Source organism: Amycolatopsis echigonensis (genome assembly GCF_014174495.1).
In the GTDB taxonomy this organism is placed as follows: domain Bacteria; phylum Actinomycetota; class Actinomycetes; order Mycobacteriales; family Pseudonocardiaceae; genus Amycolatopsis; species Amycolatopsis echigonensis.
The window spans coordinates 1-15,527 of sequence record NZ_JACJHR010000040.1 but is presented as its reverse complement, the minus strand read 5'-3'; the positions used below and the strand labels follow the sequence as shown (position 1 = coordinate 15,527).

13 protein-coding genes are annotated in these 15,527 nt (G+C 69.7%); 7 read left to right on the top strand and 6 right to left on the bottom strand.

The window, feature by feature from the left end; translation table 11 throughout:
• Window positions 1–39 precede the first annotated feature (39 nt).
• Entirely contained in the window at window positions 40–657 is a 618-nt protein-coding gene (locus H5411_RS25770) for a UdgX family uracil-DNA binding protein (protein ID WP_183125276.1), read from the bottom strand.
• Window positions 658–734: 77 nt separating this feature from the next.
• Between H5411_RS25770 and H5411_RS25765 the strand changes: the two genes are divergently transcribed.
• From H5411_RS25765 to H5411_RS25745, 5 genes are all read left to right on the top strand, one after another.
• A complete protein-coding gene (locus H5411_RS25765) occupies window positions 735–1,313 on the top strand; it encodes a hemerythrin domain-containing protein (RefSeq protein WP_183125275.1) in 579 nt (192 codons plus the stop codon).
• Window positions 1,310–2,122: a family 1 encapsulin nanocompartment shell protein gene (locus H5411_RS25760; protein ID WP_183125274.1), complete on the top strand. Its 813-nt coding sequence runs from the start codon at window positions 1,310–1,312 to the stop codon at window positions 2,120–2,122. Before H5411_RS25765 ends, H5411_RS25760 begins: the two co-directional genes overlap by 4 nt.
• A 39-nt stretch (window positions 2,123–2,161) precedes the next feature.
• A complete protein-coding gene (locus tag H5411_RS25755; protein ID WP_183125273.1) occupies window positions 2,162–3,286 on the top strand; it encodes an NAD(P)-dependent malic enzyme in 1,125 nt (374 codons plus the stop codon).
• A 14-nt stretch (window positions 3,287–3,300) separates the two neighbouring features.
• Window positions 3,301–4,746, top strand: a complete 1,446-nt coding sequence (locus H5411_RS25750; RefSeq protein ID WP_183125272.1) for a CYTH and CHAD domain-containing protein — start codon at window positions 3,301–3,303, stop codon at window positions 4,744–4,746.
• A 247-nt stretch (window positions 4,747–4,993) separates the two neighbouring features.
• Window positions 4,994–5,797: a SigB/SigF/SigG family RNA polymerase sigma factor gene (locus H5411_RS25745; RefSeq protein WP_183125271.1), complete on the top strand. Its 804-nt coding sequence runs from the start codon at window positions 4,994–4,996 to the stop codon at window positions 5,795–5,797.
• Between the two features lie 996 nt (window positions 5,798–6,793).
• On the opposite strand, the gene H5411_RS25740 is transcribed toward H5411_RS25745, so the two are convergent.
• The 3 genes from H5411_RS25740 to H5411_RS25730 all read right to left on the bottom strand — a co-directional run bounded on the left by H5411_RS25740 (window position 6,794) and on the right by H5411_RS25730 (window position 10,217).
• The gene (locus H5411_RS25740; RefSeq protein ID WP_167442058.1) at window positions 6,794–7,513 is read right to left on the bottom strand and encodes a DinB family protein; all 720 of its coding nucleotides are present in this window, start codon (window positions 7,511–7,513) and stop codon (window positions 6,794–6,796) included.
• A 78-nt stretch (window positions 7,514–7,591) separates the two neighbouring features.
• Window positions 7,592–8,935 (bottom strand): MFS transporter, encoded by a 1,344-nt coding sequence (locus H5411_RS25735; protein ID WP_183125270.1) that lies wholly within the window; start codon window positions 8,933–8,935, stop codon window positions 7,592–7,594.
• A gap of 16 nt (window positions 8,936–8,951) precedes the next feature.
• Window positions 8,952–10,217, bottom strand: a complete 1,266-nt coding sequence (locus H5411_RS25730; protein ID WP_183125315.1) for a hydroxyacid-oxoacid transhydrogenase — start codon at window positions 10,215–10,217, stop codon at window positions 8,952–8,954.
• A gap of 129 nt (window positions 10,218–10,346) precedes the next feature.
• Here H5411_RS25730 and H5411_RS25725 point away from each other — a divergent pair, with 129 nt between their 5' ends.
• Window positions 10,347–13,211, top strand: a complete 2,865-nt coding sequence (locus tag H5411_RS25725; protein ID WP_101439257.1) for an FAD-binding and (Fe-S)-binding domain-containing protein — start codon at window positions 10,347–10,349, stop codon at window positions 13,209–13,211.
• On the opposite strand, the gene H5411_RS49030 is transcribed toward H5411_RS25725, so the two are convergent.
• Complete coding sequence (locus H5411_RS49030; RefSeq protein WP_101439258.1) at window positions 13,198–13,989, bottom strand: IclR family transcriptional regulator; 792 nt, start codon at window positions 13,987–13,989, stop codon at window positions 13,198–13,200. The genes H5411_RS25725 and H5411_RS49030 overlap by 14 nt on opposite strands.
• A gap of 249 nt (window positions 13,990–14,238) precedes the next feature.
• On the opposite strand from H5411_RS49030, the gene H5411_RS25715 reads away from it, so the two are divergent.
• Window positions 14,239–14,757: a MarR family winged helix-turn-helix transcriptional regulator gene (locus tag H5411_RS25715; RefSeq protein ID WP_101439259.1), complete on the top strand. Its 519-nt coding sequence runs from the start codon at window positions 14,239–14,241 to the stop codon at window positions 14,755–14,757.
• Here the strand turns inward: H5411_RS25715 and H5411_RS25710 are convergent.
• The gene (locus tag H5411_RS25710; RefSeq protein ID WP_101439260.1) at window positions 14,706–15,521 is read right to left on the bottom strand and encodes an SDR family oxidoreductase; all 816 of its coding nucleotides are present in this window, start codon (window positions 15,519–15,521) and stop codon (window positions 14,706–14,708) included. The genes H5411_RS25715 and H5411_RS25710 overlap by 52 nt on opposite strands.
• Window positions 15,522–15,527: the final 6 nt, after the last annotated feature.

Here is a 15,527-nt window from a genome sequence, read left to right as displayed (position 1 = left end):
GCCGGATTCCCCTCGCCGGGACGGGCAAACGTCCGCAGGTCAGAGGCCGCGCAGATCGGCGACGAACTCGTCGTACGCGGTGTCCCGGTCGGGAGCGCGCAGCACCGCGGACGGATGCACGGTGGCGACCGCCGAGGCGAACATGCCGTCGAACTCTTCCGGCGGGTCCAGCGGTTCGCCGCGATGCTGGGTCAGCCGGAAACTGCTGCCGTACACCGATTGCGCCGCCGTCGCGCCCAGCAGCAGCACGAGCCGCGGCTGAACGGCCTGGAGTTCGGCGATCAGCCACGGCCGGCACGCGACGATCTCGGACCGCGCCGGCTTTTCGTGGATCCGCCGTTTGCCGCGGAGCTTGAACTTGAAGTGCTTGACCGCGTTGGTCACGTACAGCGAATCCCGGTCCAGACCCGCGTCGGCGAGCGCGCGGTCCAGCAGCCGACCGGCCGGGCCGACGAACGGTTCGCCGCGCCGGTCCTCCTGATCGCCTGGCTGCTCGCCGAGGGCGAAGATCTCCGCGCCCTTGGCGCCCACGCCGAAAACCGTCGCCGTGGCGTCGCGGTACAGGCCGCACCCGCGGCAACCGCGGGCTGCATCACGGAGCTTGTCGAGGCTCGTGGTGTCCGGCGGTTCGGCTCCCGGTTCCTGACGCGCGACCATCGGATCTCCTTACCCGCAAGCAGCCTCGCGCAAACACGACGAGCGCGCCGCCGCCGGGAGAGCTACCGTCGGGGGCCATGACCGACATCACCAGCCTGATCCTCGACGATCACGAGCGGTTCCGGCGGGCGTTCGCGGAACTGGACGACCTCGAGCGGCCGGAGGAGCTGGCGCGGGTGTGGGAGCCGCTCGCCGACCTGCTGGACCTGCACGCGGCGGCCGAGGAAGCGGTCTTCTATCCCGAGCTGATCCAGCGCGGCGCCGACGCCGAGGACGAAACGCTCGACGCGGTCGGCGACCACAACGACATCCGCGACGCCGTCGCCGAAGCCCGCAGGCACCCGGCGGGCAGCGCGGCCTGGCACGCGGCGGTCCGGCAGGCCCGCACCGCCAACAGCGAGCACATGGCCGAGGAGGAGGACGACGCGCTCGCGGACTTCCGCAAGCACGCCGATCCGGGCCTGCGCGAGGAACTCGGACGGAAGTTCCTGGCGTTCAAGGCCGAGCACGAGGGTGCCGAAGACATCGACACCGGGGACGTCGACCCCGAGCGCTACGTCGCCGAGCAGGAGCGGAAAGCCGGGAAGAAACCGTCCGACGACGGTTCGCTGGGCATCGGCGGGCTGAAGGACTCCAGCGAGAGGGGAGCACCATGAACCACCTGATGCGCGAGCTCGCGCCGATCCCGGCCGAGGGCTGGAAGCAGATCGACGACGAGGCGCGGGAGCGGCTGGCGACACACCTCGCGGCGCGCAAGATGGTCGACGTCGAGGGCCCGCACGGCTGGTCGCATTCGGCCACGCCGCTCGGCCGGACCCAGCGCATCGATCCGCCGGAAAGCGCCCGGGACCGCGAAACGCTCGTGCAGCGGCGCCGGGTGCTGCCGCTGGTGGAGGTGCGCGTGCCGTTCACCGTCGAGCGGAAGGAACTCGAGGACGCCGAACGCGGTGCCGACGACCTGGAGTTCGACGACCTCGACCAGGCCGCCGCCCAGGTGGGCCTGCTGGAGAACCGCGCGGTGTTCCACGGCTGGCCGGACGCGGGGATCACCGGGATCGTCGAGGCGAGCCCGTACGACCACGGGACGCTGGGCGCCGACCCGGAACGCTATCCGCACGTGGTGGCCAACGCGGTGAACACGTTGCGGTGCAACGGGATCAAGGGACCGTACGCGCTGGCGATCAACCCCGAGGGCTACACCTCGATCGTGGAGAGCACCGAACACGGCGGCCTTCTCGTGCTCGACCACCTCCGCCGCGCGCTCGGCGGAGGCCGGGTGAAGCGGACGCCGGGCCTGACCGGCGCGGTCGTGCTGAGCCTGTCGGGCGGGGACTTCGTCCTGGAACTCGGCCAGGACCTTTCGGTCGGCTACCGGCACCACGACGCCGAGACGCTCACGCTGTACCTCGAGGAGAGCTTCAGCTTCCGGGTGACCGAACCGGACGCGGCGCTCGTGCTCGACTGAGCACGGTTCCTGCGCGGCGCGGCCGGGTACCCGGCCGCCATGAGCAGTCGCGGAAAGATCCAAGTCACCACCCGAGTGCGGCTCGACGACCCCGACGACCTCGCCGAGCACTACACGCCCGGGGTCGCCGAGCTGGCCAAACGCGTCGCCCAGGACCCGTCGGTGCTGGCGCGGGAAACCGTGCGCAGCAATTCCGTCGCGATCGTGTCCGACGGTTCGGCGCTGCTCGGGCTCGGCGACCAGGGCCCGGCCGCCGCGCTGCCGGTGATGGAGGGCAAAGCGGCGCTGCTGAAGCGGTTCGCCGACGTCGACGCCTGGCCGATCTGCCCGGTCAGCCGCGAGCCGGAAGACCTGGTCCGCACCGCCAAGGACCTCGCGACGTCCTTCGGCGCGATCAACCTGGAAGACATCGCCGCGCCGCGGTGCTTCACCATAGAGCGGCAGCTGCACGACGAGCTGGACGTGCCGGTTTTCCACGACGACCAGCACGGGACCGCGGTGGCCGTGCTGGCCGCGCTGCACAACGCGCTGAAGCTGACCGACCGCACGCCGGGGGACACCTCGGTGGTGATCTCCGGCGCCGGCGCGGCCGGGTCGGCCATCGCCCGGCTGCTGCTGAAGGCGGACTTCAGCGCGGAGCGGATCGTGGTCTGCGACAGCAAAGGCGCCCTGCACAGCGAGCGCGATCTGACCGGCGAGAAGCAGTGGCTCGCGGAGAACACCAACCGCGGCGACGCGGTCCGCGGGAGCCTGCAGGACGCCTTGCGGGACGCGGACGTCTTCATCGGCGTCAGCGTCGGCGGCCTGCTCAAGGGGGACGACCTCGCGCGGATGGCCGACCGGGCGATCGTGTTCGCGCTGGCCAATCCGGACCCGGAGGTCGATCCGGACGCCGCGCACGAGCACGCGGAGATCGTCGCGACCGGCCGCAGCGACCTGCCCAACCAGATCAACAACGTCCTCGTGTTCCCGGGGATGTTCCGCGGGCTGCTCGACTCCGGAGCCGCGAAAGTGACCGCCCGCATGCTGCTTGCTGCCTCGCACGCGCTGGCCGCGGCCGTTGGCGACGACTTCGACCGGGAGCACATCGTGCCCAGCGTCTTCGCCGAGGGATTGGTGCCCGCGATCGCCGAGGGCGTCGCCGGAGCGGCGGAAAACGACTGACCGAGGAGCCGGGAATGAAAAGCGCCGAGTCCGGACGCAAATACGAGCTGAGCTTGAAAGCCCGGGTGCCGCAGCTGGCGGGCAAGGGGATCGCGCAGGAAGCCCCCGCCGAGCGGACGCTGGAGACCGTTTATTACGACACCAAGGATTTCCGGTTGTCCAGAGCCGGAATCACGCTGCGAAGAAGCAGAGACACCGGGTGGTGCCTGAGACTGCCCTCCGACCAGGAGCTGCGATTTCCGCTCGACGAGGATCCGAAGGTGCCGGATTCGATCGCGACGCTGGTGCGCGCGTACACGCTGGACCGGAAGCTGCGGCCGGTCGCGCAGGTGCGGACCGACCGGTTCACCCACCGCTTGGCCGACGCGTCGGGCCGGACGCTCGCGACGCTGGAGGACGACCACGTCACCGGCGAATTCCTGGGGGCACAAGCACTTCGGCTGGACCGCTGGCGGGAGCTGGATGTCGAGCTGGCCGATGATTCCGCGCCCGGGCTTCTCGACCGGCTTGATCGCACCTTGCGGAAGCGCGGGGCCGAGAACGCTTGGTGGCCGTCGAAACTGCAGCGGCTGCTCGGAGACGAGACCGAGAAGGCGCGTGGCTCGGACGATGTCCTGCATGCGTATCTGAGCGAGCAATTCGACCGGCTGCGTCGCGCTGACGTGGGCTTCCGCGTCGGGGCGGACGATTCGGTGCACCAGCTGCGGGTCGCGGCGCGGAAGCTCCGGAGCGCGCTCCAGACGTTCAAATCCTTGGTGGGCAAGAAAAAAGCCGATTCGCTGGCGGCGGAGCTGAAGTGGCTGGGTGCCGAACTCGCCCCCGCGCGTGACGCCGAAGTCAGCCAAGCCCGCCTCGAAGCCTGTCTCGACGAGGTCCCGTCGGAGCTGGTTTTCGGGCCGTTGCGGCAATACCTTACCCGCGACTTCGCCCACACCTCCCAAACGGAACTGGCCCGCGCGACGGAAGCGTTGTCCAGCACCCGATACCTGGACTTGGTGGGCTCGATCGCCACGCTGCTTGCCACGATGCGCCCGGCGGGCAAGAAAGCGTTACGGAAGCCCCTGCGCAAGACGGCGCGCAAGCTCTATCGAGCCACCGCGGCGACGGAGGGGCTGACCGGTACAGAACTGGAGAAGGCTCTGCACAACGTCCGGAAGAAGGCCAAGCGCGCCCGTTATGCCGCGGACGCCGTCCGGCCGGTGTTCGGCAAGAAGCTGCGCACGTGGCGTAAGCACGTCAAGGCAGTGCAGCAGACCCTCGGCAAGCATCAGGACACCGTGGTCGACCGCACGACGTTACGGCACTTCGCGATCGACGGCTTCGGCCAGCACCAGAACACGTTCACCTTCGGTCTCCTCTACGGCCGGGACGAAGCCGCGGCGAAGATGCTGCGGGACAGGTTCGCCGACGAATGGCGCACCCTGCGGAAGGGCGTTCGCCCGGGCTGGCTGAAAATGTGAGGCGGGAGCGAACCCGCTGTACGCCACGTTACTGGGAGGACCCCATTCGGGTGGCCGACTGAGTGATCTTGCCCTCGGACGGGTATCACCCGATCGTGACGCTTCGGATGGCTGGCATCCGGGCGAGCGCGAGGATCTCGCCTTGCGGTGCCGGGCACTGTCCACTAAGGATGATGAGCGTCGGCAACGCGAGGCGCACCATGGCACTACCCGAGTCACGTTCCCCTCGGCTGTCAGGAGGATTTACATGACCGCGGCGACCATGACCCGCGCCCGGCGCGACGACTACCGGCACTGCGCGGTGCTGTTCGAGGAAATCAGCCACCTCGCCGAGGACACCGACGAGCACTCCCGGCTGCGCCGCCGCCTCATCGAGGAACATCTCCCGCTGGCCGAACACATCGCGCGGCGTTTCGCCCGGCGCGGCCAGCCGTCCGAAGACCTCCTGCAGGTGGCGCGGATCGGCCTCATCAACGCCGTCGACCGCTACGACCCGGCGCGGCAGACGGATTTCGTCGCGTTCGCCGTCCCGACCGTGATGGGCGAGGTCCGCCGGTACTTCCGCGACCACGCCTGGTCGGTCCGGGTCCCGCGGCGGCTCAAAGAACTCCATGCGAGGATCGGCCAAACCGCCGCCGACCTGGGCCAGCGCCTCGGCCGCGCGCCCACCGCGCGCGAGCTCGCCGATCATCTCGACCTCGATGTCGACGAGGTCGCCGAAGCCCTGCACGCCGGGAACGCCTACCAGGCCGCGTCCCTCGACTACCCGGCGCACGACGACGCCGGCTCGATCTCGCTGGCCGACACGCTCGGCGAGAACGATCCCGAAATCGACAAGCTCGAGGACCGGGAAACGCTGAAGCCGCTTTTGCGGAGCTTGCCGGAACGGGAACGCGCGATCGTCCTCATGCGGTTTTTCTCGAACCTGACGCAGAGCCAGATCGCCGAACGGGTCGGGCTGTCGCAGATGCAAGTTTCGCGCTTGCTGGCGCGGACGCTGAGCACATTGCGAGAACAGCTGACCGAGGCGGCTCAGTCTTCGGCCGAGTGAGGTGATCGCGGCAAGACCGCCTGGAGGAAAGCGGTTGTGCCGGTGACCGGACGGGTGGCTTCAGCGGTTTGATACGGCCCCGCCGGACGGTTTTGCGTCGCCCAATCGGTCCGGATGCCGAAACGCGTCGCGTGTTTCCAAGCGGCACCCCTCTGCCAGCCCGCCTGGCGACGGCTGCTCGCCCGGCCAGGACCTAGGTCGGGCTTGGGAGTTCCGGCACCGCGCAGACGGTGTGTTTTGCCTGATCGGTCGGGGTGCCGGAAGACGGGCGGCATCGTCTGTCTCCGGGCGGCACCCCGCCGCCAGCTCGCCTGCCGACGGCTGCTCGCCCGGCCTGCACCTAGGTCGGGCTTGGGAGTTCCGGCACCGCGCAGACGGTGTGTTTTGCCTGATCGGTCGGGGTGCCGGAAGACGGACCGCATCGGGCGACACCCCTCCACCACCCCGCCACCCGACGGCTGCTCGCCGGGCCAGGACCTAGGTCGGGCTTGGGAGTTCCGGCACCGCGCAGACGGTCTGCGTCGCGCAATCGGTCGGTGTGCCGGAAGACGGACTGCATCGTCTGCTTCCGGGTGGTGCGACTTCGCCTGCTCGCCTGGCGACGGCTGCTCGCCGGAACAGGACCTAGGCCCGGCTCAGCAACTCCGGTACCGCGCAGACCGTGTGCTTCGCCCAATCCGTCAGGGTGCCGAAACCGCATCGCGTGTCTCCGGGCGGTGCGTCTCTGCCAGCTCGCCTGCCGACGGCTGCTCGCCCGGCCTGCACCTAGGTCCGGCTCGGCAACTCCGGCACCGCGCACGCAGACGGTGTGCGTCGCCCGATCGGTCGGGGCACCGAAAGCCGGACCGCATCACCTGTCTCCGGGCGACACCCCTCCGCCAGCCCGCCACCCGACAGCCGCTCGCCCGGCCAGCACCTAGGCCAGGCTCAGCAACTCCGGCACCGCGCAGACCACTCGCGCTGTCCGCGTCCGCACGATGCCGGATCCGCAGGGCCCTACTCAGCGCCTTGTGCCTCGATCAAATCGAGGTCGCGAACGCAGAAGCCGTGGTGCTCGAAGGTCTCGTTGAGCACCGTGCGGACGCACTGGCGCACCGTGCGGCCTCGGGCATACGGCGGCCAGACATCGTCTTCGGGCACCGGTGCCGGTGCGGCGAGCTGGGCCGCAGTGACGTCGTCGAGCCAGGACTCGAGTTCCGCGGCTTGTGCGGCACGCACGCTGACGACCTCGTCGAGGGCCGGATCGAGCGAGCGGTCGAGTCCGTGCGCTTCGCGGTAGGGCTCGACGTCCGGCCCGATGCCCATCGGAGTGAACAGCTCCGTCGAGCCCAGGCAGCAGCGGCGGAACCATGAGTCGTGGACGAAGACCAGGTGGCGCATCGTCTGCATCGCCGACCATTCGTCGTTCACGCTGCGGCGCTCGATGCCGGGTGCACGGCGGATCCGCTCGACCGTGGCGGCCCAGGCGGCATTAAGCTGGCGCGCCGCCTCCCGCAGATCGGCGAGGTCCTCAGAGCGGATCAGCACCCGCACCGGATGAAGCCGGTCGAGCTCCGCCTCGACGTACCCGGTGACCTCGACCCCGTTCACCACCAGGTTGGAGACGAGCCCGTCGATCACGGCGTCCTGCATGACGACGCCGATCAGGCGCGCCCCGGTCAGATCGCACTCGCGGAACTCCGCGTGGTGCAGGTCCTCGTCGACATATCGTGTCATGCTCCGCATCCTAGGCAGGAGCACCGACAATTCCGCCTCGCGTTCCGGGCGACGGTCAGCCGCCCGGAACGCGGCCGCTCAGGTGAAGCGGGGAGCCTCCTTGGCCGGCGCGGAAGCCCGCACCTCGTCGTCGAACAGATCGCGCTGCCGGATCGCCAGCGTGCAGACGACGCTCACCACGGTGGTCGCCGCGAGGTAGACGAGGATGCCGGTCGTCCCGGTCCTCCCGGCGAGGTAGGCGAGGACCAGCGGGGTGAGTCCCGAGGCCACGACGCCGGAAAGCTGGTACACGACCGAAATCCCGGTGCACCGCCGCGAAATCGGGAACAGTTCGGCATAGAACGCCGCCTGCGGGCCGTACATCACCGGGTAGCTGATGCCCAGCACCGCCACCAGAGAGAGCGTGATCAACACCGGATTGCCGCTGTGCAGGGCCGCCAGCGCGGGGATAGCCAGCAGCAGCGTCGTCACGGCTCCGGTCGTGAAGGTCCGCCGCCTGCCGAGCCGGTCGGACACCCTGCCGAACACCGGGATGAACACCACCATCACCGCGGCCGCGATCATCACTCCGATCAGCAGCGGCTGCCGGTCCAGTTTCAGCGTTCCGCTGCCGTAGGAGATCACGAAGACCGCCCAGGCGTTGAAAGCCACGCCCTCGGTGAAGCGGCTGCCCATACCGAGCAGCAGATGCCGCCGGGAGAGCCGGTCGCGGACCAGTTCGACGGCAGGGACGGTGGCGGTGCCTTCCTCGGCAGCCATGGTGCGGAAGGCCGGGGTTTCCATGACCTTGACCCGGATCAGCAGGCCCGCCACCACCAGCACGGCGGAGAGCAGGAAGCCGATTCGCCAGCCCCACACCAGGAATGCCTCGTCGCTGGTGACCGCGTTCAGCAGCGCCAGCACGCCGGTGCCCAGCGTGAGCCCGATGGCGAGGCCGATTTGCGGGAAACTGCCGTAGAGACCGCGTTTCCCGGCCGGGGCGTATTCGGTGGCCATCAGCACGGCGCCGCCCCATTCGCCGCCGACCGCGACGCCTTGGGCCAACCGGAGGACGACGAGGATGATCGGCGCGGCCGGTCCGATCATCCGGTAGTCGGGCAGCAGCCCGATGAGACAGGTCGCGACGCCCATGATGAGCATCGTCGCGACGAGGATCTTCTTGCGCCCGAACCGGTCGCCGAGGTGGCCGAACACGAATCCGCCGATCGGGCGGGCGAGGAAGCCGAGCGCGAAGGTCGCGAAGGCCAGCACGGTCCCGACCAGGGGATCGGAGCCGGGGAAATACAGTTTGTTGAAGACGAGTCCCGCGGCGGTGCCGTACAGGAAGAAGTCGTACCACTCGACGGTCGTGCCGAACACGCTGGACGCGACGACAAGGCGGACGTCGGTCTCGCCGGTGCGCGGGGAAGGAGTTGTCGCCATTGATAACTCCCGGTGGTCAGAGCGAACGGCGGAAGATGTCTTCGAGCGCGGTCCGGGTGACCGGACGGGGCACGACAGCCAGCTGGCGGGTCTGCTTGAGCGTGCCGTCGACGAGGGTGTCGATGTCCTCGTCGCCGTAACCGAACGCGTGCAGGCCCTTCGGCATCTGGATGTCGGCCATCAGCTCGGTGAGCACGTGCGGGAGAGCGTCGGCGCCGTCGGTAGCGGTGAACGTCTGCCCGCCGGACAGCAGATGCGCGGCGTGGAGATGCCGTTCGGGTGACGCGGGATAGGTCCAGCGGAACACCTCCGCGGCGGTCGCGGACACGGCCTGGCCGTGCGGGACCATCGGCATTTCCGGGTAACCCGCGGCGCGATACTGCTTCACCGCCCCGGCGATCGGGTACGCGTTGGCGTGCGGCAGGTGGGTGCCGGCGTTGCCGAAACCGGTTCCGGCGTAGGTGGACGCGAGCGCCATCTGGGTGCGCGCGGTCAGGTCGCGTCCATTGAGGACAGCGGCGCGCAAATGCTTGCCCACCAACGTCAACGCCATCTCGCACCAGACGTCGCTGATCGGGTTGGAGCCGCAGAACGCCGGTCGTTTCATCGGGTCTTCCGGCGCGGGCTTCGCGTCGAACGCGACGCTCGTGTAGCTCTCCAGCGCGTGCGAGAGCACGTCCATGCCGCTGGCCGCGGTCACCGCGGAGGGCAGGCTGATCGTCGTGCGCGGGTCGACGACCGCCAGCGACGGGCGCAGCGACGGGTGGCTCACCCCGGCCTTGAGGTGCAGGCCGAGCAGGTCGACGACGCAGATCGTGGTCGATTCGGACCCGGTGCCCGCGGTGGTCGGCACGGCGATCAGCGGCTTCAGCGGCAGCCACGGCGCCTTGCCGGATCCAATGGGTGGAGTCACGAAGTCGAGCAGTTCGCCGGGGTGGGTGGTCAGCAGGTTGACGGCCTTGGCGGTGTCGATCGCCGAACCGCCGCCGATCGCGACGAAGCAGTCCCATTCCTGCTGCCGGGCGTAGGCGACCGCCTCGTCGATGCTGGCGTCGGTCGGTTCGACGCCGACGCCGTCGAAGATCTCGCTCTTCACCCCGGCCGCGCGGATCGAGTCGAGTGCCCGGTCCGGGATGCCGGTGCCGCGGACGCCGGGGTCGGTGAGGATCAGGCACGACCGGGCCTGCCGGGCGGCCACCTCCGCGCCCAGCTCGTCGAGCGCTCCGGCGCCGAACTTCAACGGGGGCGCGGCCCAGGTGAAGACGCTTTCGTTGCGGGGCATGTCGGTCAAGGAGACCACTCCTCACGGCGAAGTTGACAACATGTGGAAGCTGTATCCACTATGTGGCGAGCCTTCACGGTAGCCCGGGGACCGCGGCGCTGTGAACCCCCGATTTCCCAGGAGACGCCCATGCCGGCCCGAGACCGTCCGCCTTCGGCACTGCAGGAAGCACTCGCGCGGGCGGTGTCCGGCGAGGTCGCCGGCGACCCGGCCACGCTCGCCACGCACTCCACCGACGCGTCGAACTACCGGCATGTCCCGTTGCTCGTGGTGCGGCCGCGCGGCGCCGACGACGTGGTGGCCGCGCTGAAGGTGTGCGCGGAGCACGGCGCGCCCGTCCTCCCGCGCGGCGCGGCGACCAGCATCGGCGGGCAGGCCGCGAACCGCGCGGTGATCCTGGACTTCACGCGGCATCTCAACCGCGTGCTGGACCTCGACCCCGCCGCCCGCACCGCGCGCGTCGAACCGGGACTGGTGCTCGACCGGTTGCGCGAACGGGCCGCCGAGCACGGGCTCACCTTCGGGCCCGATCCGTCGACGCACAGCCGCTGCACGATCGGCGGCATGATCGGCAACAACGCCTGCGGTTCGCATTCGGTGGCGTGGGGGAAGACGGTCGACAACGTGCGCGCGCTGGAAATCGCCCTCCTCGACGGGACGCGGCTCGAGGTCGGCCCGACCTCGCCGGCCGAGCTGGAAGAGTTCTGTGCGCGCGAGGATCCGGTCGGCGCGCTGTACCGCCGCCTGCGGGACCTGCGCGACGAATACCTGGCCGACATCCGGCTCGGCTACCCGAAACTGCCGCGGCGCGTCTCCGGGTACAACCTCGAATACCTGTTGCCGGAGAACGGTTTCGACGTCGCCAAGGCCTTGGTCGGCTCCGAGGGCACGTGCGCGACCATGCTCAGCGCGGTCGTCGACCTGGCCCCGATCCCGGCGACCCGCGCCCTCGCCGTGCTGGGCTTCGAGAACAGCATCGCCGCCGCCGACGCGGTTCCGTCGCTGCTTGATCTTCCGGTGCTGACCATGGAAGGCATCGAAGCCGGTCTCGTCGCCGCTCTCGACGCCCGGAAGCCGGGTGACCGCAGCACGTTGCCGGACGGATCGGCATGGCTGTACCTGGAAACCGGCGGCGATAACGCAGCGGAGGCTGTTGCTGCCGCACAACAGGTTGCTGCCCGAGCCCCGCAGGTCGGCGCTAGTGCTTTGGTAGTGCAAGATCCCGCGGCCCAACGGAAGCTCTGGCGGATCCGCGAGGAAGGCGCAGGTCTCGCGACCCGGCTCGCCGACGGATCCGAGGCGTGGTCCGGCTGGGAAGACTCCGCGGTCCCGCCGGACCGGCTCGGCGCGTACCTGCGCGAATTCGACCTGCTGCTGGCCAAGCACGGCCGCAAGGGCGTGGTCTACGGCCATTTCGGCGACGGCTGTCTGCACGTGCGGATCGATTTCCCGATGGCCGCCCCGGAAGCGAAGGAAGCGTATCGGTCGTTCATGGTCGAGGCGGCGGAACTTGTCGTCTCCCACGGCGGCTCGCTGTCCGGCGAACACGGCGACGGCCAAGCGCGCGCCGAACTTCTCCCGCTCATGTTCCCGCCCCGGCTGATGCGGGCCTTCGCCGATTTCAAGGCCGCCTTCGACCCTTCGAACGGCATGAACCCTGGCCGGGTCGTCGATCCCGCACCGCTGGACGCCGATTTGCGCACAGTCATCGCCCCTCCAGTGCTGCCGACCCGCGCGCGGCTCGCCCTGCACGCCGACGACGGCGATCTGGCCGCGGCGTCCCGTCGGTGCGTCGGGGTGGGCAAGTGCGTCTCCGCGTCCGGCGGGATGATGTGCCCGAGCTACCGCGCCACCGGCAAGGAGGAACATTCGACCCGCGGCCGGGCGCGGCTGTTGTTCGAAATGCTCGCCGGGGACGTCATCGAGGACGGCTGGCGTTCGCCCGAGGTCCGCGACGCGCTCGACTTCTGCCTCGGCTGCAAGGCGTGCAAATCCGATTGCCCGGTCGGCGTGGACATGGCGTCGTACCGGGCCGAATTCCTCAGCCGCCACTACGAGCGGCGGATCCGGCCGATGTCGCACTACACCATGGGTGCGTTGCCGCGATGGCTCCGGCTGGGCGCGCCCTTCGCGCGGGCGATCAACACCGTGGCGTCGGGCCCGCTTCGACCAGCTCTGAACCGGCTGGGCGGAATCGCCGCCGAACGCGAACTGCCGCGGCTCGCTTCGCCGACTTTCGTTTCGTGGTTCCGTCGCCGGGAACAGCGGGCCTCGTCGTCGAAGGTCGTGCTGTGGACCGACACCTTCACGAACTTCTTCGACCCGCAGGTCGGCCGCGACGCGGTGGCGGTGCTGGAGGCGCTCGGGCACGAGGTGCTCATCCCGGACCGGACTGTCTGTTGTGGACTGACCTGGCACAGCACCGGCCAGCTGCCCGCGGCCCGCCGGGTCCTGCGCCGTTCGCTGGACGCGCTCGATCCGTGGCTGCGGCAGGGGATTCCGGTGATCGGCCTCGAACCGAGCTGCACCGCGACCCTGCGGGAGGACGGCTCAGAGCTGCTGCCGGAGGACCCGCGGACTGCCTTGCTGAAGCGCCAGGTGCGGACTTTCGCCGAACACGTCGGCGAGAGCGAGCTTCCCGCACTGAAGAAGTCCGAGGCCCCGGTGCTCACTCAGGTCCACTGCCACCAGCACGCCGATCTCGGCTATGACGCCGACGCGCAACTGCTCGGCCGGTTGTCCGAGCATTCGCAAGTGCTGCGCGAGGGATGCTGCGGTTTGGCCGGGAACTTCGGTTTCCAACGGGGCCATTACGACGTTTCCGTCGCTGTCGCCGAGCACCAGCTGATGCCCGCGTTGCGCGCGGCTCCGGAGGGCACGGTGGTGCACGCGGACGGTTTCAGCTGCCGGACTCAGATCCGGCAGTTGTCTGAGCACCGGCCCGCGCATCTCGCGTCGCTGACGGCGCGCGCGTTGGGAGTCAGTAGCGAGTGAGCCGATCCGGCGGGAGGAAGGGGGCGATTTCCTTGGCCGCGTCGATCGCGAGGGCGCCCAGCTCGGGAATCCGGTCCTCGGGAAGCCGGACGGTCGGCACCTGGATGACCACCGCCGCCCGGGCGAGGCCGCGTTCGTCCAGAACGCCCGCGCCGACGCAGCGCACTCCGGCGACGTTTTCCTCGTTGTCGATGCTGTACCCGCGGTCGCGCGTCTCGGCCAGCTCCAGAGCGAGGTCGTCGCGGGTGGCGAGGGTGTGCGACGTCAGCGCGGGCAACTGCTCCGGAAGGCTCGCGAGGTAGGACTCCGCGTCGAGCGAATTGGCCAGCATCGCCTTGCCGGAAGCCGTGGCGTACAACGGAAAACGCGCGCCCGGATGCTGCTCGAACCGCAACGGGAGCGTCGACTGGGCGCGCAGCAGCACCACCGATTCGTTGCCTTCGCGGATCGTGATGTTGACCGATTCGCCGGTGTCCGCGTTGATCCGCTGGATGACCGGCAGCGCGAGCTGGAGGCCGTGGACCCGCTGGGCGGCCTGGCCGAGCAGGATCGCGCCGGGGCCGAGGTGGTAGCTGTCGGTGCGCGGGTTGTGCGCGACGAGCCCGTCCGCGCTCAGCGCGCGCACGACCCGGTGCGTCGTACCCGGCGTGAGATCCAGTTTGCGGGCGATCGCGGACAGCGTGAGCTCCCCGTCCTCGTCCATCAGCAGCCGCAGGATGCCGAGCGCCCGGCGGATCGCCTGGGTTCCGGCTGGCGGCTGTGCTCCGGTCTGGTTCACCTGGGTCCTCGCGCTGTCGGTTCAAGCCCAGGTTAACGCGTGCGGGTCGCGGGAAACGCTGCGACCCGCCAAGGTGCCGCCGGGTGGCGTTTGCACTGGCCCGGCATACGCGCCGCCAGCCGTGGTTTCGACGCCGCGCCGCTCGACGCGCTGCTCAGCGAGGTTGCCTTCGCCGCCATGGACGGCAGCCCGCGGGCATAGCCGTATCATCGGATTCGTACGGTCCGCTAACGATGGGCAGGGGAAACGATGTCAGGTCCGCTGGTGCCGGGCGGGATCGGGGAGCACACGAGCTGTCTGCTGGTCAAGCTCGGCCAGGTCGTGTTCCGGCTCGCCGAGGACCGGCTGCACGAGCTGGGCCTGCGGGTGCGGCACTACAGCGTCCTGCAGGCGCTGGCCGACAACGGGCCGATGTCGCAGCTGTCGCTGGGCGCGTACCTGCGGATCGACCCGGCGACCATGGTCAGCAGCCTGGACGACCTGGAGACGCTCGGGCTCGCCGCGCGCGCCCGCGATCCCGAGGACCGGCGGCGCTACGTCGTGGATCTCAGCGACGCGGGACGGAAGACGCTGCGGAAGGCGAACGCGCTGCTGGCCGACCTCGACCAGTACGCGCTCAGCGACCTCCCGCAGCGCTCCCACGATTCCCTGCACAAGCTGCTGGCCAAGATGAACGAGGGCGCCGTGCTGCCCGGGGAGTTCGACCGGATGCGGGATCAGGCCGGGTCGACGAAGATGTCCAGCGCCAGTTCGCCGTCACCGCGCTGATAGCCGGACAGGTCCGTGACGCCTTCGGCGGCGAGCACCTCGTCGTCGATGAAGAGGTTCCCGGTGCACTCGCGCGACGGCCGGGTGAGGATCGCGTACGCGGCGTCGGCGATGATCGACGGCGTACGCGCTTGGCTCGCGCCGCCGATGATGTTGCGCACCGCCGCGGTGTCGATGAGGGTGCGCGGCCACAGGGAATTCGCGGCGATTCCGTCCGTTTTCAGCTCTTCCGCGAGGCCGACTGTGCACAGGCTCATGCCGTACTTGGAGAGCGTGTAGCCCAGGTGTGCGCCGATCCACGCGGGGGAGAGGTTCAGCGGCGGCGACAGCGTCAGGATGTGCGGGTTCGCGGCCTCGCGCAGGTGCGGGATCGCCGCTTTGCTGAGCAGGAACGTGCCTCGGGTGTTGATGTTCTGCATGAGGTCGTAGCGCTTCATCGAGAGTTCTTCGGTGCGCGACAGGTTGAGCGCGCTGGCGTTGTTCACGACGATGTCGATGCCGCCGAACTGCTTCACCGCCGCTTCGGCCGCGGCGAAGACGTCGTCCTCCGACCGCACGTCGCCGACGATCGGCAGCGCCTGCCCGCCTGCGGCTTCGATGTCCTTGGCGGCGGTGTAGACGGTGCCTTCCAGCTTCGGGTGCGGTTCGGCGGTCTTCGCCAGCAGGACGACGTTCGCCCCGTCCCGCGCCGCGCGGGTCGCGATGGCCAGGCCGATGCCGCGGCTGCCGCCGGACATCAGGACGGTCTTTCCGGCGAGAGTCATGGCCGG

Coding starts and splice junctions, on each gene's coding strand:
- H5411_RS25735 (WP_183125270.1), bottom strand. CDS start 8,935: ATGGCGACAACTCCTTCCCCGCGCACCGGCGAGACCGACGTCCGCCTT.
- H5411_RS25770 (WP_183125276.1), bottom strand. CDS start 657: ATGGTCGCGCGTCAGGAACCGGGAGCCGAACCGCCGGACACCACGAGC.
- H5411_RS25750 (WP_183125272.1), top strand. CDS start 3,301: ATGAAAAGCGCCGAGTCCGGACGCAAATACGAGCTGAGCTTGAAAGCC.
- H5411_RS25715 (WP_101439259.1), top strand. CDS start 14,239: ATGTCAGGTCCGCTGGTGCCGGGCGGGATCGGGGAGCACACGAGCTGT.
- H5411_RS25760 (WP_183125274.1), top strand. CDS start 1,310: ATGAACCACCTGATGCGCGAGCTCGCGCCGATCCCGGCCGAGGGCTGG.
- H5411_RS25725 (WP_101439257.1), top strand. CDS start 10,347: ATGCCGGCCCGAGACCGTCCGCCTTCGGCACTGCAGGAAGCACTCGCG.
- H5411_RS25755 (WP_183125273.1), top strand. CDS start 2,162: ATGAGCAGTCGCGGAAAGATCCAAGTCACCACCCGAGTGCGGCTCGAC.
- H5411_RS25765 (WP_183125275.1), top strand. CDS start 735: ATGACCGACATCACCAGCCTGATCCTCGACGATCACGAGCGGTTCCGG.
- H5411_RS25730 (WP_183125315.1), bottom strand. CDS start 10,217: ATGCCCCGCAACGAAAGCGTCTTCACCTGGGCCGCGCCCCCGTTGAAG.
- H5411_RS25745 (WP_183125271.1), top strand. CDS start 4,994: ATGACCGCGGCGACCATGACCCGCGCCCGGCGCGACGACTACCGGCAC.
- H5411_RS25740 (WP_167442058.1), bottom strand. CDS start 7,513: ATGACACGATATGTCGACGAGGACCTGCACCACGCGGAGTTCCGCGAG.
- H5411_RS25710 (WP_101439260.1), bottom strand. CDS start 15,521: ATGACTCTCGCCGGAAAGACCGTCCTGATGTCCGGCGGCAGCCGCGGC.